This is a genomic window from Enterococcus mundtii (assembly GCF_003957375.1).
Taxonomy (GTDB): domain Bacteria; phylum Bacillota; class Bacilli; order Lactobacillales; family Enterococcaceae; genus Enterococcus_B; species Enterococcus_B spodopteracolus.
Genome location: NZ_CP025473.1, coordinates 1,394,398 through 1,415,848, shown reverse-complemented (window position 1 = coordinate 1,415,848; position 21,451 = coordinate 1,394,398). Strand labels below are relative to the sequence as shown.

Annotated in this window: 19 protein-coding genes and 1 pseudogene; 17 read left to right on the top strand and 3 right to left on the bottom strand. The window is 38.7% G+C overall.

What is annotated here, in order from left to right; genetic code table 11:
- The first annotated feature begins 125 nt into the window (after window positions 1–125).
- From CYK55_RS07005 to CYK55_RS06950, 12 genes are all read left to right on the top strand, one after another.
- The gene (locus CYK55_RS07005) at window positions 126–1,892 is read left to right on the top strand and encodes a glycoside hydrolase family 13 protein (RefSeq protein WP_034688353.1); all 1,767 of its coding nucleotides are present in this window, start codon (window positions 126–128) and stop codon (window positions 1,890–1,892) included.
- A 98-nt stretch (window positions 1,893–1,990) separates the two neighbouring features.
- Window positions 1,991–3,250 carry an extracellular solute-binding protein gene (locus CYK55_RS07000; protein ID WP_034688351.1) on the top strand — a complete coding sequence of 420 codons (1,260 nt, stop codon included), beginning with the start codon at window positions 1,991–1,993 and terminating at the stop codon, window positions 3,248–3,250.
- A gap of 144 nt (window positions 3,251–3,394) precedes the next feature.
- Window positions 3,395–4,693: a carbohydrate ABC transporter permease gene (locus CYK55_RS06995; RefSeq protein ID WP_034688349.1), complete on the top strand. Its 1,299-nt coding sequence runs from the start codon at window positions 3,395–3,397 to the stop codon at window positions 4,691–4,693.
- Window positions 4,694–4,695: 2 nt separating this feature from the next.
- Complete coding sequence (locus CYK55_RS06990; RefSeq protein ID WP_010735425.1) at window positions 4,696–5,547, top strand: sugar ABC transporter permease; 852 nt, start codon at window positions 4,696–4,698, stop codon at window positions 5,545–5,547.
- Window positions 5,548–5,559: 12 nt separating this feature from the next.
- Complete coding sequence (locus tag CYK55_RS06985; protein WP_126134099.1) at window positions 5,560–6,381, top strand: maltodextrose utilization protein MalA; 822 nt, start codon at window positions 5,560–5,562, stop codon at window positions 6,379–6,381.
- A 175-nt stretch (window positions 6,382–6,556) separates the two neighbouring features.
- The gene (locus CYK55_RS06980) at window positions 6,557–7,723 is read left to right on the top strand and encodes an SAM-dependent methyltransferase (protein ID WP_034688345.1); all 1,167 of its coding nucleotides are present in this window, start codon (window positions 6,557–6,559) and stop codon (window positions 7,721–7,723) included.
- Between the two features lie 125 nt (window positions 7,724–7,848).
- Complete coding sequence (locus CYK55_RS06975; protein ID WP_126134098.1) at window positions 7,849–8,490, top strand: PepSY domain-containing protein; 642 nt, start codon at window positions 7,849–7,851, stop codon at window positions 8,488–8,490.
- Between the two features lie 83 nt (window positions 8,491–8,573).
- Complete coding sequence (locus tag CYK55_RS06970; RefSeq protein WP_034688340.1) at window positions 8,574–9,515, top strand: dihydroorotate oxidase; 942 nt, start codon at window positions 8,574–8,576, stop codon at window positions 9,513–9,515.
- 145 nt (window positions 9,516–9,660) lie between these two features.
- Window positions 9,661–11,118 (top strand): amidase, encoded by a 1,458-nt coding sequence (locus tag CYK55_RS06965; protein WP_034688337.1) that lies wholly within the window; start codon window positions 9,661–9,663, stop codon window positions 11,116–11,118.
- A 264-nt stretch (window positions 11,119–11,382) separates the two neighbouring features.
- Window positions 11,383–12,072, top strand: coding sequence for a hypothetical protein (locus CYK55_RS06960; protein WP_034688333.1), 690 nt, complete (start codon window positions 11,383–11,385; stop codon window positions 12,070–12,072).
- A gap of 7 nt (window positions 12,073–12,079) precedes the next feature.
- A complete protein-coding gene (locus CYK55_RS06955) occupies window positions 12,080–13,042 on the top strand; it encodes a sce7725 family protein (protein ID WP_126134097.1) in 963 nt (320 codons plus the stop codon).
- Window positions 13,043–13,055: 13 nt separating this feature from the next.
- The gene (locus CYK55_RS06950; protein WP_034688328.1) at window positions 13,056–13,562 is read left to right on the top strand and encodes a GNAT family N-acetyltransferase; all 507 of its coding nucleotides are present in this window, start codon (window positions 13,056–13,058) and stop codon (window positions 13,560–13,562) included.
- Between the two features lie 30 nt (window positions 13,563–13,592).
- On the opposite strand, the pseudogene CYK55_RS06945 reads toward CYK55_RS06950, so the two are convergent.
- The 3 genes and pseudogenes from CYK55_RS06945 to CYK55_RS06935 form a co-directional block, all read right to left on the bottom strand.
- Window positions 13,593–14,152: pseudogene (locus tag CYK55_RS06945) on the bottom strand (guanylate kinase).
- A 169-nt stretch (window positions 14,153–14,321) separates the two neighbouring features.
- A complete protein-coding gene (locus tag CYK55_RS06940) occupies window positions 14,322–15,503 on the bottom strand; it encodes a NupC/NupG family nucleoside CNT transporter (protein WP_034688322.1) in 1,182 nt (393 codons plus the stop codon).
- Between the two features lie 416 nt (window positions 15,504–15,919).
- Complete coding sequence (locus tag CYK55_RS06935) at window positions 15,920–17,422, bottom strand: DUF1846 domain-containing protein (protein ID WP_126134096.1); 1,503 nt, start codon at window positions 17,420–17,422, stop codon at window positions 15,920–15,922.
- Between the two features lie 159 nt (window positions 17,423–17,581).
- On the opposite strand from CYK55_RS06935, the gene CYK55_RS06930 reads away from it, so the two are divergent.
- The 5 genes from CYK55_RS06930 (at window position 17,582) to CYK55_RS06910 (ending at window position 21,433) form a co-directional block, all read left to right on the top strand.
- Window positions 17,582–17,773, top strand: coding sequence for a hypothetical protein (locus CYK55_RS06930; RefSeq protein WP_010735437.1), 192 nt, complete (start codon window positions 17,582–17,584; stop codon window positions 17,771–17,773).
- Between the two features lie 191 nt (window positions 17,774–17,964).
- Window positions 17,965–18,843 carry a hypothetical protein gene (locus CYK55_RS06925; protein ID WP_034688319.1) on the top strand — a complete coding sequence of 293 codons (879 nt, stop codon included), beginning with the start codon at window positions 17,965–17,967 and terminating at the stop codon, window positions 18,841–18,843.
- Window positions 18,843–19,919, top strand: a complete 1,077-nt coding sequence (locus CYK55_RS06920; RefSeq protein ID WP_034688316.1) for a hypothetical protein — start codon at window positions 18,843–18,845, stop codon at window positions 19,917–19,919. The genes CYK55_RS06925 and CYK55_RS06920 overlap by 1 nt, the downstream gene beginning before the upstream one ends.
- A gap of 116 nt (window positions 19,920–20,035) precedes the next feature.
- Window positions 20,036–20,428, top strand: coding sequence for a DUF4430 domain-containing protein (locus CYK55_RS06915; RefSeq protein ID WP_034688312.1), 393 nt, complete (start codon window positions 20,036–20,038; stop codon window positions 20,426–20,428).
- Window positions 20,429–20,458: 30 nt separating this feature from the next.
- Window positions 20,459–21,433 (top strand): cation diffusion facilitator family transporter, encoded by a 975-nt coding sequence (locus tag CYK55_RS06910; RefSeq protein ID WP_126134095.1) that lies wholly within the window; start codon window positions 20,459–20,461, stop codon window positions 21,431–21,433.
- Window positions 21,434–21,451 lie beyond the last annotated feature (18 nt).

Sequence of the window (21,451 nt, the reverse complement as noted above, 5' to 3'; positions counted from 1 at the left end):
AGTGTGCCATTCATCTTTTTTTTGCTAAAAAATCTTGTTACCGATAACAACAATGTAAGCGTTGTCTTTCGGTTGGTTATCTTTTATAGTTGTTTTTGTTAACTGAAAAACAAGGGAGGACTGAAATGAATACTGCAGCAATTTATCATCGACCCGAAAGTGAATTTGCTTATTTATACAGTGACACAACGATGCGGATTCGCTTACGAACAAGTAAAGATGATGTCAAACAAGTTTCTGTGATCAGCGGAGATCCATATACGATTTTCTCAGAAAATTGGTATTTAAAAGAACAACCAATGAAAAAAGGGTTAAGTACACTTCTTCATGATTACTGGGAAATCGAGTTGACGAGTGATACCAGACGATTGCAATACGGTTTTCACATCGTGGGAATTGATGGGATGGATTGTTTTTACGGAGACCAAGGAATATTCCCTTACCAGGAAGAAACATTGGCGAATGCAAACTATTATTTCCGTATGCCATATTTTCAACAAATCGATCGCTTCAAAGTACCTGAATGGGCAAAACAGACGATTTGGTATCAAATATTTCCTGAACGCTTTGCGAATGGTGATCCAACGAATGATCCTAAAGGTACGTTGCCTTGGGGAAGTAAAGAACCTGATCGAGAAGATTTCTTTGGAGGAGATCTTCAAGGGGTGATCGATCATCTTGATTACCTAGCCGACTTAGGGATCACAGGAATTTATTTCTGTCCTATTTTTGAAGCAACCTCGAATCATAAATATGACACGATCGATTACTATGCGGTCGATCCACAATTTGGTGATAAAGAGTTATTGAAAGAGTTGATCACAAAAGCGCATGATAAAGGAATCCGAATCATGCTGGATGCCGTGTTCAATCATATGGGGAGTCATGCACCACAATGGCAAGATGTCATCGAAAATGGCGAGAAATCCCGCTACAAAAACTGGTTCCACATCCATTCATTTCCAGTGGATGCCTATCAAATGACAGATGTTCCTGAAACAGCCGAAAATCTGGCATATGACACCTTTGCTTTTACGCCATTTATGCCTAAGCTCAATACAGCAAATCAAGAAGTACAAGATTATTTATTAGACATTGCCACGTATTGGGTCAAGGAATTTGATATCGATGGATGGCGATTAGATGTGGCGAATGAAGTGGATCATCATTTTTGGAAGAAATTCAGAGAAGCCGTCACTACGATCAAACCTGATATTTATATTTTAGGCGAAATTTGGCATTCTTCTCAAGCTTGGTTACAGGGCGATGAATTCCATGCGGTGATGAACTACGCCTTTATGGATTCGATCAAAGACTATTTCGTCCATAAAAAAATCACACCTACTCAAATGGTCAGTGGCATGAATCATCAGCAAATGCTTTATCGTGATCAAGTCAATGAAGGGACATTCAATTTATTGGATTCTCATGATACAGCAAGAATCTTGACTTTGTGTAAAGAGGACAAGGAACTGATGAAATCAGTGTTAGCTTTCATGTTCTTACAAAAAGGGGCGCCTTGTATCTACTACGGAACAGAAATCGGCATGACAGGTCATGATGATCCTGATTGTCGAAAATGTATGGTCTGGGAAAAGGACCAGCAAGATCTTGAATTGAAGGGGTTCGTCAAAGAATTGATCTGTGTGCGTAAACAAGTGCAACAAGTGTTGATTGAAGGGGATCTGACTTGGCGATTGATCGACGACAAAAACGAACAAATTCACTTGACTCGTCATCTCGATCAGCAAACCATTCATGCTTATTTCAATCAAGGAACAGAATCGTATTTGGTCGATTTAGAAAATGATGTGTTGTTCAGCCAAAATTGTGACATCTTAAAAGACGGCAAAGCTGAAGTCCAAACGAATGGATTTTTGATCCTTTGTTAAGTTGTTATCGGTAACATAGAGAAAGCGTTTGCAAATCGAGCTTTTGTAAACATATAATCAAATTGTAAGAGGAATAGAATAGAATCGGAGGAAAAAAAATGAGTAAACAGTTGCTAAAAAAATTCGGGTTAGGCGCATTATCTTTAGGGTTTATCGGGGGACTTGCTGCCTGTGGTAATGGTGGTTCATCAACTGCAGCAAATGAAGAAGATGGAAAAACATTAACGATTTCTGTCGATTCTGGCTACAAAGATTATGTCAATGAGATCAAAACAAAATTTGAAGAAGACAATGACGTTAAAATCAAGTTAGTCGAAAAAGACATGTTCGAACAATTGGAATCGCTTGCGTTGGACGGTCCCGCAGGAAAAGCACCAGATGTCATGATGGCAGCCTATGACCGGATCGGAGCATTAGGACAACAAGGGCATTTGGCAGAAGTGAAATTGGGGAACGAAGCAGATTACAATGATACGGATAAAGCTCAAGTAACGTATGAGGATAAAATCTATGGGGCACCGGCAGTTATCGAGACACTAGTTTTATACTATAACAAAGATCTAGTTGACACTGCACCGACAACTTTCAAAGATTTGGAAGCGTTAGCAAAAGATGAACGTTTCAATTTTGAATCTGAAGAAGGAACGAATACAGGATTTTTAGCAAAATGGACTGATTTTTATTATTCATATGGCTTGATTTCTGGTTACGGTGGCTATGTATTTGGTGAAGATGGAACAGACCCATCTGAAATTGGGTTAAACAATGCAGGAGCAGTAGAAGGAATCACTTATGCTACAGATTGGTTCCAAAATGTTTGGCCTAAAGGAATGCAAGATATCAAGAGTGCTGGCGACTTTGTCAACCAACAGTTCATGTCAAACAAGGCAGCAGCGATTATCGATGGCCCATGGCAAGCACAAACTTATCAAGAAAACGACATCAATTATGGCGTATCAAAAATCCCAACATTGAATAATGGTGAATCTTATCAACCATTTGGTGGAGGAAAAGGTTGGGTCGTAAGTAACTACTCTAAGAATAAAGAAGTGGCTCAAAAATGGTTAGATTATGTAACCAATACAGAAAATCAAGAAAAATTCTTTGAAATGGTCAACGAAGTACCAGCCAATCAAGCGGCTCGTGAAACAGCAAAAGGCACAAATGATGAATTGACGACTGCAGTTATTGAACAATATGAAACAGCACAAGCAATGCCAAATATTCCAGAGATGGCAGAAGTTTGGACAGGCGCAGAAAACTTGATGTTCGATGCTGGTTCAGGCAGAAAAACACCAAAAGAATCGGCTGACGACGCAGTGAAGACGATCAGCGAAGCAATTGAGCAAAAATATTAATTAGATCATAAAAAAGGTTGGAGCTGTGAAGGAAATTGCTTCTCAGCTCCATGTTTTACCTTTGATGAACATGAGATGATTTTATAGAAAAGGCGCTTCAACATACAGCACCTGTTTTTAGTATCAAGAGGGGGGAACAACACCATGCAACACGAAGATACAGCGGTCAATGTCAAAGGCACGATGTTACGTTCGATCATTCCAGGACTGGGCCAATTTGCAAATGGTCAAGTATTTAAAGGGGTCGTATTTTTAGCACTATTTATCGGATTTATCATCCAAATGGTTTTAGGTGGTTTTCAATCCTTAATAGGTTTAGTTACTTTAGGGAGTGTACCAATGGAAGATCACTCATTATTTATGTTGATCCAAGGAACTTTGCAATTGATTGTGACAGCCTTGTTTTTATTTTTTTATTTCATCAATCTAGTAGATGCAAAACGTGTCGCAGTCATGAGAAAAGAAGGGAAAAAGATCAATCGAACAATGAAGGAAGTCATACATAATGTGGGTGATGAAGGCTTTCCTTATCTCTTGACGCTTCCAGCGTATCTATTGATGATTTTCACGATCATCTTTCCGGTGCTAGTGACGTTATTTACAGCATTTACAAACTATGATTTCCAACACATCCCACCAGCAAGTTTGATCGACTGGGTGGGAGCAGAAAACTTTTTCAGTATTTTCTTTTTAAGTTCATATCGAAATACATTTGTTGCCGTGTTCTCTTGGACCGTCATCTGGACGCTTTGTGCAACTACTTTACAAATCACGTTAGGCGTATTTACAGCAGTGATCGCGCACCAAAAATTCATCAAATTCAAACGTGTTTTTGGAATTATTTTCCTTTTACCATGGGCAGTCCCAGCATTTATCACGATCATGAGTTTTTCAAATATCTTTAACGATAGTGTGGGAGCAATCAACACGCAAGTTATTCCATTCTTGAATAATATCCCCTTTGTAGATATTGCCTCCGTTCCTTGGAAAACTGATCCGAACTGGACAAAAGTCGCAATCATCTTGATACAAGGTTGGTTAGGTTTTCCTTATATCTATGTGATGGTCACAGGTATCTTACAATCGATTTCTGAAGATCTTTACGAAGCAGCGAAAATCGATGGTGCGAATGCTTGGCAGCGTTTTTCAAGTATCACATTACCAGCAATCTTTCTTGTAGCAGCACCAACGTTCATCACACAGTATACAGGGAACTTCAATAACTTCTCCATGATCTACCTCTTCAATAATGGGGGACCGGGAAGTGTCGGTGGTGGTGCAGGATCAACGGATATCTTGATTTCGTGGATCTATAAATTGACCACTGGGACCTCGCCACAGTATTCGATGGCTTCTGCGATCACGCTGATCATTTCGATGATCGTCATTGCCGTTTCTCTGTTGGTATTCAAGAAAACTAATGCGTTCAAAATGGAGGACTAGTCATGAAAAAATTTAGTACAAGTGCTAAGTTCCAACGGAGACTTTCGCATTTCTTTACTTATGTGTTTTTGATCCTATTGTCGATCATTATCATCTATCCGTTATTGATCACAGCTAGTACTGCTTTCAAACCCGGGAATATCGCTGCTTTTAGTTTGGATTTCTCCGGTGATTGGACCTTAAATAATTTTTCTCGCTTATTCAATGAAACCTTGTATGGTACGTGGTATAAAAATACGTTGATCATTTCTGTTTTAACGATGGTCATTCAAGTAACTGTTGTGACACTTGCCGGTTATACCTATAGTCGTTATCGTTTCATCGGAAGAAAATCAAGTTTGATGTTCTTTCTAGTGATCCAAATGGTACCAACAATGGCAGCATTGACCGCTTTTTATGTTATGGCCTTTCTATTAGGTGCATTGGATCGTTATTGGTTCCTGACAATGATTTATATCGGTGGCGGAATCCCAATGAACACTTGGTTGATGAAAGGATACTTCGATACAGTCCCAATCGATTTAGATGAATCTGCTAAATTGGATGGTGCAGGACACTTTAGAATTTTCTTACAAATCGTCTTGCCATTAGTCAAACCAATGATCGCAGTCCAAGCGCTTTGGGCATTTATGGGGCCATTTGGTGACTTCATGTTGGCACGTTTCCTACTTCGTACACCTGAAAATCAAACAGTCGCAGTCGGATTACAAACCTTTATTTCTGATGTAACCAACCAACGCGTTTCTCTGTTTGCGGCGGGAGCGATCTTGATTGCTGTACCAATATGTTTATTGTTCTTCTTTTTACAAAAAAACTTTGTGACCGGACTGACATCAGGCGGGACCAAAGGTTAGGAGTCGTTTGCTATGGATAAATTCCCACTCAATTACTTTTCAAGCTTAAGAAGTCCAAAACAGTTGTTTTTAGGTAGAAAACAACTCTCTTGGCCAAAATTTATCATGATTTTTCTGTTTCTGATTTCTTTTATGGTCATGCCGATTACTTTATTTTATACGAATCAAGTCTCGGCAATCCCGATGGAACAATTCTTATCGGTGAATACGTTGATCAATCAGGAAGGGGTGGCACGCTTACGTGAACTACAACTTACGAATGGTCGATTAACTGCTGACTCTGAGATCATCAGTGTAACAAACGATGTCATCATCGGAACAGCACTAACGACAGAAGAAATGGCAGAAAGAGGAGCCGCAATCAATTTTGAAGAGACCAGCTGGACGATCCGTCAAGAAGAGGATGGACAAACACGAGAATACAATATGGCGTATCCCTCCTCATTTGATTTTATGAGAATAACAAGTCCTAAAGAGTTTGAACAGTTTTTAGAGAATGAATTTTATGCGAGTAATCGACCGATGATTATTTTATCTTACAGTTTGACGTTAGGTATTTTATTGTTTATCATGACTGGATTGATTTTGTTCGGCGCTGCCTTCTTTTTATGGCTAACAAGAAAAAGCAAATTTTCTTCTATAAAAAACTTTAAAGAGAGCGCAAATTTGATGTTGAATGTTCTAGGTGTGAGTTCGATAATTGCTGGTTTTGTCGGTTTTATCCATTTTGATTTTGTCTTGATGATGGGAATCCAGTCGACTATAGCCGTTTTATTGTTACTATGGATTTTCGCTAAAACTGGCTTCAAAGATTCAAAAGCGATCCAAGTCTGATCGAATCGAAAAATAAAGAATGTAAGAGGGGAAGCAGAAATGTCTTCCTCCTTACATTCTTTATTTTGGTGTTTCTGAGATTTTCAAAAAGCTTTGATTTATTCCCTGTAATCTGTTGATTCTTTGACGAAATAGGTATAACGTAATAGTGTAATTTTTGTTTAGGAGGATTATTATGTTAGAAAAAACAATTTATCATCAACTATTTTCGCACTCTTTTTCACTTCCTGTAGAAGTCACTTATTGGGATGGAACGACGAAGCAGTATGGGGATACTGATAACCCTCCGCAAATCAAAATCACGTTCAATGAAGAGATCCCAATCAAAGAGTTGACAAAAAATGCTTCTCTTTCTTTAGGGGAAGCTTATATGGATCATCGCATTGAAATCGAAGGGAATATCCAATCATTGATCAATGATGCTTACAGTCATACCGATAGTTTCTTGCGTAGCAAAGATTATCTGAAGTGGTTACCAAAAAAAGAGAAACACACAAAGCAACAAAATAAAGCGGATATCCATGCTCATTATGACCTAGGCAATGATTTTTATCGCTTATGGCTTGATTCAACATTGACGTACTCTTGTGCTTATTTCAAAACTCCAGAAGATAGTCTAGAACAAGCACAGATCAATAAAGTCCATCATATTTTAGATAAGCTATTTATCAAAGAAGGGGAATCCCTCTTGGATATCGGTTGTGGCTGGGGAACGTTACTATTTACTGCTGTAAAAGAATATCATGTCAAAGCGACTGGTATTACCCTCAGTGAAGAACAGTATAACTTCATCACCAATAAAATCAAAGAAGAGCATCTAGAAGACCAATGTCGTGTATTTCTAATGGATTACCGCGAGTTGAAAGGGGAGACTTTCGATCATATCACCAGTGTTGGGATGTTCGAACACGTAGGGTCAGAGAATCTACCTGAATATTTCAAAGTAGTCAAAGATTTATTGAAACCTAAAGGAACTGCTTTAATTCATGGAATCAGCCGACAACAAGGTGGTGCAACAAATGCGTGGATCAATAAATATATTTTCCCTGGCGGTTATGTACCCGGTGTGATGGAACTGATTAAGGATATCACGGAAAACGATCTACAAGTGATCGACTTAGAAAGTTTACGTCGTGATTACCAATGGACATTACAACATTGGACGCAACGTTTCCATGCGGTTCAAGAGCGGGTGACTCAGGAGATGGGTGATCGGTTCTATCGTATGTGGGATCTTTATTTACAAGCCTGTGCCGCATCTTTTGAATCGAGCAATATCGATGTGATCCAGTACTTGTTAGTCCATCCCGGAAACAATTCGATCCCAATGCATCGAAAATAATTTATTGAGTTTTGTTTTTTTAGTTGTAAAATCAGACTGTAGACTGATTTTTCATGGTATCTGCTGACAGGTTTCACTCTTTTCGTTATACTGAGAACAGATACCTAATAAAAAGGAGAATTGTTATGAAATCAAAGGTTATTTTTACAGGCTTATTTTCTTTACTACTTTTGGCGGGGTGCCAGCCAAACCAAACAACTACCCCATCAAGTACGACCAATCAGTCATCAGAAACAACTGTAACTTCTACGAACAAGTCAGAAGACTCTAGCACATTCGCTGGTTCTACTGATTCATCCTCTTCACAAACAGCAACCCCTGATATTCAAGTTTCTGCGGATCGCGCGATTGAATTATTCCTAAACAAATACCCAGATGCAGCAATCACTAGCTTAGAACTCGATAGTGATTGGGGAAGCTACTTCTACAAAATTGAAGGTGTCGATGATCAAAACGAATATTCAGTGAAAATCAATGCGATGGATGAAAAACTTGAGGCAGAAAATCCAGAACAATTAGATCGTGACGAACAAAACGGCCAGAAAAAATCAGAAGACGGCTTAGATGTCAGCAATCTGATCTCGATCGAAGAGGCTGGAAAAATCGCTGTTGAAAAAGTCGGCGCTGGAACTGCCACAGATTGGGACCTTGATAAAGAATTAGGAACTACTTACTGGGATGTCAAAGTGAAAAATGGCAACCAAACGACAAATGTAAAAATCAATAGTCAAACAGGAGAAGTATTGTCTTCAGAAATCGATGATTGATCGAACATTCGATAAATTTTTGTTGATTTTGTTCGCTTAAATGATACACTAGAAAAAACGCTTTATTAAAAGGAGAGAATAACTTGAGCTTAACGACTACTTTCTTAAATCATTCTTTTGAAAATCCCTTGATGAACGCTTCTGGTGTCCATTGCATGACTACAGCGGAATTAGATGAACTTGCACATTCGAATGCGGGGGCGTTCATTACAAAAAGCTGTACCATCAATGAGCGAGCAGGAAACCCTGAACCTCGTTATTATGATGTGCCATTGGGGAGTATCAATTCGATGGGCTTACCAAACTTAGGTTTTTCCTATTATCTGGATTATGCATTGGCCTACGAGAAAGAGCATGGACAAGAACAACCATTGTTTTTCTCGATTGCCGGGATGAGTGCAGAGGAAAATCTGGAAATGTTGAAGTTGATCGAACAAAGTGATTACCAAGGGATCACTGAGCTGAATCTTTCATGCCCGAACGTTCCAGGAAAACCGCAGCTAGCTTACGATTTCGAGGCAACAGCAGCTTTATTGAAAGAAGTCTTTCAAGTGTTCTCAAAACCTTTGGGGATCAAACTTCCTCCTTATTTTGATTTCGCCCACTTTGATCAAATGGCAGAAATCTTGAATCAGTACCCGATCGCCTATGTGAACTCGATCAACAGTGTAGGAAATGGTCTTTATATCGATACTGAGAGTGAAACAGTCGTCATCAAACCAAAAGATGGTTTTGGTGGACTTGGAGGCGAATATATCAAACCTACTGCGTTAGCGAATGTCCGGGCGTTTTATACCCGCTTGAAACCAGAGATCAAAATCATTGGTACTGGCGGTATCCGCAATGGACAAGATGCTTTTGAACATTTATTATGCGGCGCAAGTATGTTACAGATCGGCACGGAACTTCACAAAGAGGGAGTAGCTATTTTTGATCGTATCAGTAAGGAATTAGAGACGATCATGGCGGAAAAAGGTTACCATTCAATCGACGAATTTAGAGGGAAATTACGCTCGATGTCTTAATGCCTCTTTCGTTCTTAACATTAGAGTAGAACACTTGAAGCAGCTGAATGCTTCAAGTGTTTTTCTATTAGAATGAGAGACTAAGCGTAAACATTGTTGCTTTTTCTGTCATATGAGAAAATAACCGTAACTGAGGAGGGAGAGCATGAAAGATGCAACATATCTTGCGAATGGTTTAAGAACAAAGCAATTCAGCTTGGAAGAACTTTTTACAGAAACAAAGCGGAAAATCGAAAAGTTCAATCCAGAAATCAACGCATTTGTCACACTTGAAGCACTTGATTTCCAATCATATGTAAAACGACCACAACTGGAGAGTGATTCGCTACTAGCAGGAATACCATTTCCTTTAAAAATGCTAGGACAAGAAAAAAAAGGCTGGTTGGCAACTTCTGGTTCAAGGATTTTCGAAGAACACCGAGCATCCAAAAATTCAAATTATGTTCAGGCGGTAGAAAAAGCTGGCCTAGTTCCATTTGGTCAAACGAATGCACCTGAGTTTGGCTTTAAGAATATTACCGATCCACAATTATATGGCCCAGCACGAAATCCATGGAACTTGGCATACTCTCCAGGAGGGTCAAGTGGCGGAGCTGCGGCGGCTGTTGCGGCTGGGATCGTTCCTATGGCAGGTGCCAGTGACGGGGGAGGTTCGATCCGTATTCCAGCCTCATTTTCTGGCTTGATCGGTTTGAAGCCATCAAGAGGAACAATGCCTGTTGGTCCAAATGCTTGGCGAGGCTGGCAAGGAGCGGCAATTGATTTCGGACTAACGATTTCCATGAGAGATACAAAAGTGTTGTTCCAAGCATTACAAGGAATCAATAGTGGGGCACCTTATCAAGTGACACCAGCCTTTTGGCAACAGCATCCAGTGAAGGAACGGTTGAAAATCGCTGTCTGTGTTGATTCACCAATCGGGTCGAAGGTAAGTGTAGATGCTCAAATTGCTGTTCAAAAAGCACTGCATTTTCTAGAACAATCAGGACATGAAATCGTTGAGATTCCTTATCCTTTAGATGGACGTACATTGATCAACTCGTATTATCAAATGAATGGTGCTGAAACGGCAGCAATGATCGAGTCGATCGAAAATGGGTTGCAGCGGAGGATAGAAAGCAACGAACTAGAACCAATCTCATGGACATTATGGCAATACGGTAAAAAACTTACTGCAGCAGACTATGTGCATTCCTTGCATGTATGGGATCATGCAGCTGTCACGATGGAAAGCTTATTTGAGTCCTTTGATTTGTTCCTTTCGCCAACCACTGCGGATACTGCGCCTAAAATCACAGCTGACTTACAAAGTGACTTGATCCGTCAGCAGATGGCTGATGTCTCTCATTTATCGGCAGATGAAGGGTTGGCAGTCGTGTCAGCGATGTTTGAAGAGAGCTTGACGATCACTCCTTATACACAACTAGCGAACTTAACTGGGCAACCTGCAATCAGTCTACCTACACATGTCAGTGAACAAGGATTGCCACTAGGAATTCAGTTTATGGCTGCCAGAGGAAGAGAAGACTTACTCTTTCAGATTGGTGAATTATTTGAAAAACATGGTTTATTTTATCTTCCGCCAGGAATCGAGAAAGCGTAAGAGATCAATAGAACAAATGAATCGTGTGATTTTTTAATACGGAATTGCAAACAGGTAGAAGAATTTACTATTAAGTCGATCAATCAATAAAAAACGAGTGCAATTGAAAAGACGAAAAATGTGATGTTTTAGCTGCATTTTTCGTCTTTTCTATGTTGCTTTTTATTGTTAGACAAGTAGCATACAAAAAAATTAAATGGTAGTTGGATTATGTTGGCTTTTCAGGTAGAATAAAAAGCGAAAATATGTTCGGAGGTGAAGTGTATGAAAACACCTTTAACGATTGAGCTGGAATCATCGTTGTATCATTATTGTATCGAACAGGGAGGGATCGTGGTCGAGGAAGTAACAATGCCTGAGGATCATGGAATCGTGGATACTTTAAGTTGTTTGATGAAAATTGACGGAACAAGAGAATGGCGCTGTTATGAATTGAAAGTCACAAAAGCTGATTTTCGCTCAACTGCTAAATTGTCCTTTGTTGGCCACTATAATTATTTTGTTTTACCAAAATATTTATATGAAGAAGTTAAAAGTGAGATCCCACCAGAAATTGGTGTATTAGTTTATCGTTCGTATGCAATAGCAGAGGAAATGCCTGTTCCTGGAACTTTTATTATTGCAAAAAAAGCAATGCGCCGTGAGTTAGGTGTAGCAGAAGAGGCATTGACTAATCGTTTTATGGCTTCTTTGTTTAGAGAAGTCAGAAAAGCCAAACAAATGGAAAGGGGAGTGAAATATTTCCCTTCAGATCAGCTGTACAAAGAATTAAAAAAACGCTCAGAAACACAAGATCCCTTCTCAAAAGAACGCTACTATGAACGCTTTATCGAAGAAATCGAAAGTCAAGCAATCCATGATCTACAAGAAGAAAATCGTGCCTTGCGACAAGAACAGGACTGGTTGCGCCAGCAACGTCATATTCGACGTCTGCCAACAGAACCATTGGAGTGAATAATATATGTATTATCCTTATTTACGTGGAAAACAATTCGATCTACTTGCATTAAAGGAAAGTTTGATTCGCGGACTTTTATCCACTAAAATTCAGCCAATCATCGAGCCAGTACGTGATTCGGCGACGCTAAAAAATGTTGTCGAGTTGTTTCAAAAAAAGAATCATCCGCTGATTATCATAAAGAATCCTCAAGTGGGTCAGTTCAAACTGTTCGATCAACCGATCCACACATGGGTGACCAGTGAAGGTAGCTCGTTAGTAGAGGCAGAGATCATTACGCTGAGCAATTATGAAAGAATGATTGAATCACCACCGCCATTCATTATTTTTGATGGACAACATCAACCTAGAGAAAATGCGATTTGGCAAGCTTTGATCAAAACTAATGCGACTTTTTTCATTCCTGATTCTAGTCGCTTGCGTATGCAACTGCCTGAGAATAAAATCATTATCCGTGATCATTTTCAAACTAGACGACATGTGGAGAATTATGCAGAAAAAAATGATGATTTCTTTAGCGATGATCATCTTTTCTATCAAATGGATGGCTATCATGGGTTTTCCGATTTTACGATTGAAGGCAGTCGTTACTTTGATAAAGGATTTCCCAGTCGAGCGTTGGCCTTGCATATTACATACGTCGATGCTTATGGGAATATGCGAATCAAACACTTCGTTTCAAATACCAATGATTCCGCAAAAGATCAAGCATTGAAATTTATGGAAGCAGCCAATAAAATGTATGGTTGGTTGATGAGGAACCATCAACAAATTTATATCACGGAAGGATTACTTGAGCTTGTCAGCTTGTATCGCCAACAAAAATTCCCAGGTCTGGGAGTTTTGAAGAAATGGACATTATTACATCATCTTGAATTAGTTAGTCAGCTTTTAGATCATCCGACAGACTGGTTACGTAGTGGTTCAAGAATAGACAAGCTATACAAATTAATCACAGATCAATAAAAGGAGCAGAGATATGTACCTTAGAAAAACTACATTAGATGATTTGCCGAGAGTGCTACAAATCATTGATCAAGCCGCAGCATATCTTGCTGAGCAAGGATTGCCTCAATGGCAAGGAGATCAAAAACCATCAAAAGAACGAATCATCGAAGACATTGACAGGCAGGAAAGCTTCGCCTTGATTGACGAAGAAAACATCGTTGGCACTGCGGCGCTTGTTGCGGGCATTGATCCGGTCTATACAGCAATTGCAGGAAATTGGGAGGGGAGAGAGCCTTATCTTTCCATCCATCGAGTTGCTCTTGATCAAAACGTAAGAGGAAAAAGACTTGGAAAACAATTATTAGAACATTTATTGACCGTTGCCACATGTCAAGGAATCAAGGACGTTCGGATCGATACGTTTCCCACCAATCAACCAATGGAAAAAACGATATACTCGGCAGGTTTTCATTATTGTGGCATGATTGAATTTCCATTCCCACACGGAGAAAGAAAAGCCTATCAAAAATTATTGTAAATCGCTCAAAATCCAAAGCAAGCCAACTGTTCAGCGATGATCCGCTGCATGGATGGCTTGCTTTAAATTTTTTGTTTCGATTTCTAACGTCTGATTATTTTCGAATGAGATTAAGGTAGGAATAACTGTTAATTTTTCTAGTTCTTTTTGATCTTTTTCAAAGAGAGCGAGCCGTTGACTGATTTTATCTGGTGAGTCTCCGCGAAGTACAAATCGTTCATTCAACTTTTCTTTTGCTACTGTGATGAAGACAGGAACGATACAACGACCAAATTGTTCATACAAGTGCCAAAAACCTGGTGCTGTAAGGACAGTGTAGCAGTCACCCTGTGCAAGCTTCGTTGAGATCTCTTGTTTGCTTGAGCCATAATAGTGATCGGCGTACCGATCCCATTCAGCAAATTCCTGATGGGCGATCATTTCTTCGAAGGTCTCTTGAGAAACAAAATGGTAATCAAAGTGATTTTTTTCATTTTTTCGTGGGGGCGAGTCGTATACGTAATGATCTTTTGCTGTGGAGAAAAAATTGCATGAGCTAGTGTCGTCTTTCCTGAACCAGAAGGACCAATAAATACGTAACATTTATTCATAGGAAATATTCCTTTCTATAGTTATATGATCAAATACATGTACATAACTAATATATACCGAAAAGTGGAAATCTGTCATTTAAAATAAAAAAACTTAACCAATTTAAACAGGTGATCTGTTCAAACCAGCTAAGTTCAATCTACTTAAAACTCTAGATGAAAAATAGCTTTATACCAGTATTCCAGTAACAATTGCGCTTAAAAAGCTGACTAATGAAGCGGTGAACAAAATTTTCAATCCATGTTTTGCCACAAGATTACCTTTTTCTTCATTCAACCCTTTCATTGCCCCTGAAATGATCCCAATCGAAGAGAAGTTTGCAAATGATACTAAGAAGACTGATAAGATAGCTGTAGTCCGTTCTGTAAATTCAAAAGTCCCAGTCGATAATTCAGTCATTGCTACAAACTCATTTGTCACTAGTTTTGTTGCCATGATACTACCGGCATCAACCGCTTCTTTCCATGGAATCCCACTAATAAATGCAAATGGCGCAAAAATATATCCTAAAATCTGTTGGAATGTAATCCCAAAAATCCCGCTGAACAAGGCATTGATCATAGCAATCAAAGCAACAAAACCGATCAACATTGCAGCCACTGTGATTGCGACATGGAAACCATCTAAAATATATTCGCCTAACATTTGGAAAAATGTTTGTTCTTTGTCTTCTTCAATCACTAATTCATCTTCTTTTTCGTCTAACTCATAAGGATTAACGATCGAAGCAAGAATATATCCACCAAAAAGATTCAACACTAAAGCAGTGATCACGTATTTTGAATCAATCAATGCCATATAGGAACCAACGATGGACATCGAAACCGTGGACATTGCGGAAACACTCATCGAGAACAGACGCTTTTCGGTTAAGAAAGGCAGTTCCTTTTTGATGGAGATAAAAACTTCTGATTGACCTAAAATCGCTGAAGCAACACCATTATAAGATTCTAATTTTCCCATTCCGTTGATTTTACTCAATCCTAAACCGACTGCTTTCATAAATAAAGGAAGAATCTTGATGTAACGCAAAATTCCAATAATTGCAGAAATAAAGACGATTGGCATCAACACATTTAAGAAGAATGGAGCACTTCCAACGTTTGCTACACCCCCAAAGACGAAATTGACACCTTCACCGGCAAATGCCAATAAGTGATCAAATAATTTGGCTAGCATCGCAACAACCGCTGTACCAAAAGTCGTACGTAGTAAAACAAACCCAAACGCAAATTGCAAAACGAGCATGATGATCAATGGTTTGCGTTTGATGGCTTTTCGATCGCTACTGATCAAAATCGCCAACCCAAAAATTAAAAGTAAACCTATTATTCCAATAAACTGACTCAAAAAAATCACTCCTTACCAAATTCCGTTTAATTCTACATGTTATTTTTAAAGAATACGAATCTTTTGAGAGAAATTTCATGAGATTTTTAGACTAAAGCGTATACATGCAAGAGAGCAGAATGCTAGGTGTCTTTTAATGAAAAACAGTAGCTAAAAAAAAGGCAAAAATCATTGATTTATCTAACAGTAATGACAGATACGTGTATATATATTTGGTAGATAACTATAACCAGAACCTATTAGATAAGGAACAACTTTGCATTAAGCTTTTCTTTATAAAACAGTAAAAATCAGTAGCAGAAGTAGCTTGCAAGAAACAAAGGGTATCCACAAAAATTTGAGCAATTTTTATGGATACCACCTTATTTATCGAGACTGCTTCTGTTTTTCTCTTTTAGCCATCATCGAAAAATTATTTATTGGTAATACAAATTTTCTGAAGGGTAAACAGGCGCACTAGTGATGTCGATACCTAATTGTTTCAGGTTTTGTTCATCATTCTTATTGATCATCACAGTTGAATGTGCTTGCGCACCTTCAAGTTCTGCTAATTTTTCATAAGCAACTTGTGCGATTGGATTAGTCACTGCACTGATTGATAAAGCAATCAATACTTCATTAAGATTGAGTGTATCGATCGAAGAGTGCAATGCCTTGCTTTTAAGTCCTTGGATCGTTTCCAAGACAAGAGGCGATAACAACGGAATATCATCAGAGATGTGGGCGAGATATTTGATCGCATTCAATACAACAGCAGCCGAAGCATCCATTAGTTGACTTGTCCGACCTGTAAGGATCACTTGATCAAGAAGTTCGATCGCAATCACTGCCATCGGTTCAGTACTAGCCGCTTGACTAGCTTTTGCATACTCATGAGCAGGGGTCACGACTTTACGATCTTCGGGACGTAAACCGACTTCTTCCATGATCAATTTGATGCGACTGACGGCATCTTCATCTGTCAAACCTTTTTTAAAGTCACAAGCCGTTTGGAAATAGCGTCTGATGATCTCTTGTTTCGATGCTTCCTGTACAACTTCATCATCCGTGATACCGAAGCCTACGCGGTTGACTCCCATATCAGTAGGAGACTGGTAGACCGATTCCTTGCCAGTGATTTTTTCGATGATCCGTTTAATGACTGGGAAAGTCTCCACATCACGATTATAGTTGACTGCCATCTTATTATAGGCATCAAAATGAAAAGAATCGATCATATTGACATCTTTCAAATCGACTGTTGCTGCTTCATAGGCAATGTTCAATGGATGTTTCAATGGAACATTCCAAACAGGGAAAGTCTCAAATTTAGAGTAACCTGCTGCATTGCCTTTTTGGCTTTCGTGATACAGTTGGTTCAAGCAGGTAGCTAATTTCCCACTACCTGGACCAGGAGCTGTCACGACAACGATTGGTTTCGTTGTTTCGATGTATTCATTCTTGCCGAAACCATCCTCTGAAACGATTTTTTCGACATTGATCGGATAATCCTCGATTTCAGCGTGTTTATAGACTTTGATATTCCGACGCTCCAATTTATTGATAAATACTTTAGTTGCTGGCTGTCCGTTATACCGGGTGATCACTACACTATTGATCGATAATCCATATCCTCGTAATTCATCAATCAAGCGCAAGATGTCCATATCATACGTGATCCCATAATCACCACGAATCTTATTCCGCTCGATATCACCAGCATACACACAAATCAAAATCTCCGCTTGGTCACGTAACTTTTGCAATAATTTGATTTTAGCATCTTCTTCAAATCCTGGTAAGACACGTTTGGCATGCTTATCATCGACTAATTTCCCACCAAATTCCAGATACAACTTATCATAATGATGAACGCGTTCAAGGATATACGCAGATTGCTCTTCGATATACTTTTCTGAGTCAAAACCAATTTTTTTCACTTGTTTCCCTCCTTAGCTACTCTCGCATTTTTTCATTTTTTGAAGGTTTCGTCAACTATCAATTAAGTATATAAAGAAATTTCAAAGAAAAAACAAAAGAAACATGCTTGTCTCAGAAGGCATTCATTGGTATGATAGGTTTGATAAGGAAGGTGTCCTATGAAAAAAAGACAAAAAAAGAAAAACGCGTACAAACAGTATATACGCTCAATTTTTACAGGATATGAGCATATGCTAGAAGATAGTGAACTAAATGAATTAAAATTCTCTTACTTAAATGAAGAAACATTACTTACACGAGATGAAAACCAACGCATCCATTTTACAACAAGAGATTTACCCAAAAAATAAAGCTAAGAGCGGGGAATCGCTGACCCGCTCTTTTATGTTTTCTAACTTTCAATTATTACGAGTAAAAGTAATTTTTGTTCTAAGTCAGCGCATACTTAGTAACACTTTTTTCTTAGAAAATGATACTATTGGATTACATAGAATAATTGATGGAAAATTGATGCGTTCAAAAGCAAGAGGAGGCCAGTAAGATGATAGACCCACAGACGAACGAACATTATGATGAAAACGAACAAGAGGAAGCATCTTCGTTTTACGATATCAAAGAAAAAGCAAGTATGAATCTTTCACAATTATTAGAAGATCTGCAAGCTTTTGAACAAGCTGTCCGCGAGGAGAATATTCCCGCAATCTATCAGTTATACAATGGACGCTTGAACGATGAGCTTAAAAAAAGCTCAAATGAAAATCATGAGATCGATCAGCTATTGATGCGGAAGATCCATGACCGTTTCTTGCAAGAATTTCCCTTTATGAAACATACAGAGACTATCTCTCCGACGATGAGTTATTACCAGATCGGCACTTATTTTCATGAACGAGCAACGATTGGGATCGATGCTAGCTTACCTGAAATCTTTGTATTACCGCAAATCGATGAAGAATGGGAGAACTATGCGACGCAACAAACCCATGATTTTGATAAAAAAATTAATGAGTTAGAGGCAAAAGTGATCACTGCAAAAACAGAGATCGAGCGTTTAGAAGAGGCCATAAAAGAGATCGATCGGCAAATCACTGACTTAGATGATACGAAGGGTTTCTTGAATCGTAAAAAAATAGACGAAGAAATCCAAGCGTTAGAACAAAAGAAACAAGCACTTGAAAATGAAAAATTAGGTTGGTTACCTTATATCGAAGAACCAGAAAAAATCCAAAAACAAAAGCAAACCTTATTACATGAAGAAAAAGCGGACCAGCTACGCGCTGCAATCGTTGAAAAAGAACAACGTCAAATCAAAAAGTATTTTAGTGACATGGAAGGTTTCAGACAGTCGATCCATCGTTTCTTGATGTCGTACCTTGGCAGTGAAAACCCTGAAATAGTAGAAGAGGGAGGAGACGAGTGATGACAAAACAAGAAGATTTAGACCTACAAGAAGTAACAGCTGAAAATCATGGAACGACTGACCCAGTAGAAGAAGCATCCAGCATCGACAAAGAGTTGGCGAATGAAGTAGAAGAAATTCGCGAAGAAGCCAAAATCCATGAAAAAGAAAAAGTCGTCCCAGACTCGACGAATCAAACAGATTATGAACGTTCAACGATCGAGCAAGCGGTCAATGAAAACCAAGCATATCTTTCCGGTAAACAAAATGATTACGAAGATATCGTTGACTTGATTGCAGCTGCAGAAGAAGAGTTGGCCGATTTACGATTACGTAAATATTTGATCGAAGCGGATTTCACTGAGTTATTGGTCGCCTATCATCGCTATGTGTTAGAAGATACACCGATTTCTGCAATTGCTAAGACAAGTTTGATCGAATACTTTGCCTACGAGATATTAAAACCATTGAATGATATTGGCTTGGAGTTATCCAAACAAGCATATGATGTATGGGAAACAAGATATTTTTCAATCAATTATAGTTTGACCCCACAAAAAGAATTGTTGTTTTCCTTTGTGTTACCAACGATCGACCAACGATACCAAGTAGAATCCATCAATTTGATGCGAGTCTCCCCGGAACAAATGACGATTGAGATCGATGATGACCGAGTGTTAGCATTGATTCGTCATTGGTCTGTTGAACGTGTATTTTCGGCTAGTCAGATCACGATTTTCAATCATAAGTTGAATCAATTATTTTCTTATGCACGTAAATTAGGTTTTACGGTGGATCAAACCTTGTTAGACAACACGAAGCCACTAAGATTAGATATAGCAAGTAAGTTTCCAGCCACGCAAGAAGTATTAGATGATATTTTTATTGTCACAATGAAAAATCCGCAGTATGATCTGGAGAAATTGGATGACACGACGTATAAGGTGTTGCTGGATAAAGGTCAGTCGCTCCAAATTTCTCTGAAAGACACAACACAGACAGATCTAGCGATTTCTTCTGGTGACTATCATCGTTCAGTGATCGATTTCTTTATCAATTATGAATTTTTAGTACCTTTGATGGTCCGCAAAAATTGATGAAAAAGAGCAATCGTGCGTTATATGCTTCAGAATGATCCATTTAGATGATCGATGAAAAAAGAGCCAAGGAATCGGTTTTCTCCTTGGCTTTTTTTATACTTAGGAGGGGGAAAATGAAAAGGAGAGGAACCAGTTTACTCATTGTCTGTTCGATGTTGCTTTTCTTTACCGGTTGTACAAATCAAGAGACAAAAAAAGCTGATCCAAAACCGTCATCCTTGGTGACGAATGAAACAGCAACTATCACCTTGCAAGAAGATGGGCTTGATACCTTAGTAAAAAAAGTGACGTTCCATACAGGAGAAAATTTACTGGACGTGCTGGAACAAAACTTTAGTGTGGAAGAAGACAAAGGATTTATTACCTCAATCAATGGTCAGAGGCAAAATACCGAAGAGAAAAAATATTGGATGTTCAGTGTGGATGGTAAAAATACAAAAGTAGGCGCAAAAGAAACGATTTTAAAAAATAATCAAACCGTCATCTTTAATTTAGATACTCTTTGATGTTGTTAAGAATGAAGGGAAGAAAAAGCAATGGAGAATTTGAAGAAGAGCGGAATGTTTTCTGTATTGTCAGCGTTAGGTGCTAATCTCTTAGTTGCGTTTAGTAAATTTGTCGGTTATGCCATCAGTGGCAGTGCCGCTATGTTGAATGAAAGTATCCATAGTATCGTTGACTGTAGCAATCAAGTATTACTACTAGTCGGTGACAAACGTGCGAATCGTGGTCAAAGCGAATTACACCAATTTGGCGAAGGACGAGCAAAGTATTTTTTCAGTACGATTGTTGCCATGATGTTGTTTTTTGGCGGGGGCGCGCTAGGTGTGATGGAAGCTTTTGAAAAACTTACCCATCCCGCCCACGAAGTTGGTAATCCTTGGATTGTCATCCTGATTCTATTATTTGGTCTAGCTGTAGAAGGTAGTTCATTACGAATCGCGATGAAAGAAATCCGCGAATTGAACAGTGAAAACCTTTCAACTATGCGTTTTTTACGTGAAAGTCGCCACAGTGAGATACTCGTGATCTTCACCGAAGATCTCTGTGCTGTAATTGGTCTCGTTCTTGCCTTAGTCGGCACCGGGTTGACCATCTTGACAGGGATCGCTGCTTTTGATGCCATCAGTGGACTATTGATCGGCTTTTTATTGATGGGTGCTGCTATCTTTCTAGCAAAAGAATTTTATAGTTTGATTATTGGCGAGAGCGTGACTACGACAGATTTGAAAAAGATCAAATTTGCTTTTGAGCGAAATGAAGTGAATTGGGTCATTGATATCAAAACTGTGCATTTAAGTCCGACAGAGATTTTAGTTGCGGCAAAAATTGATTTAGATGAAAACAAAGAATACCAAGTACACATGATCATCAATGATATTGAGCGGACGATCCGTGAACAATTAAAGGATAAAAAAATCTATATTTACATTGAAACAGATAAATATGATCCAAATTATTCGCAAAGAAATAAAACACAAGAAAATACGATAGAGAACGTCGAGAAATAATTTAGAAACTAGTGTTAT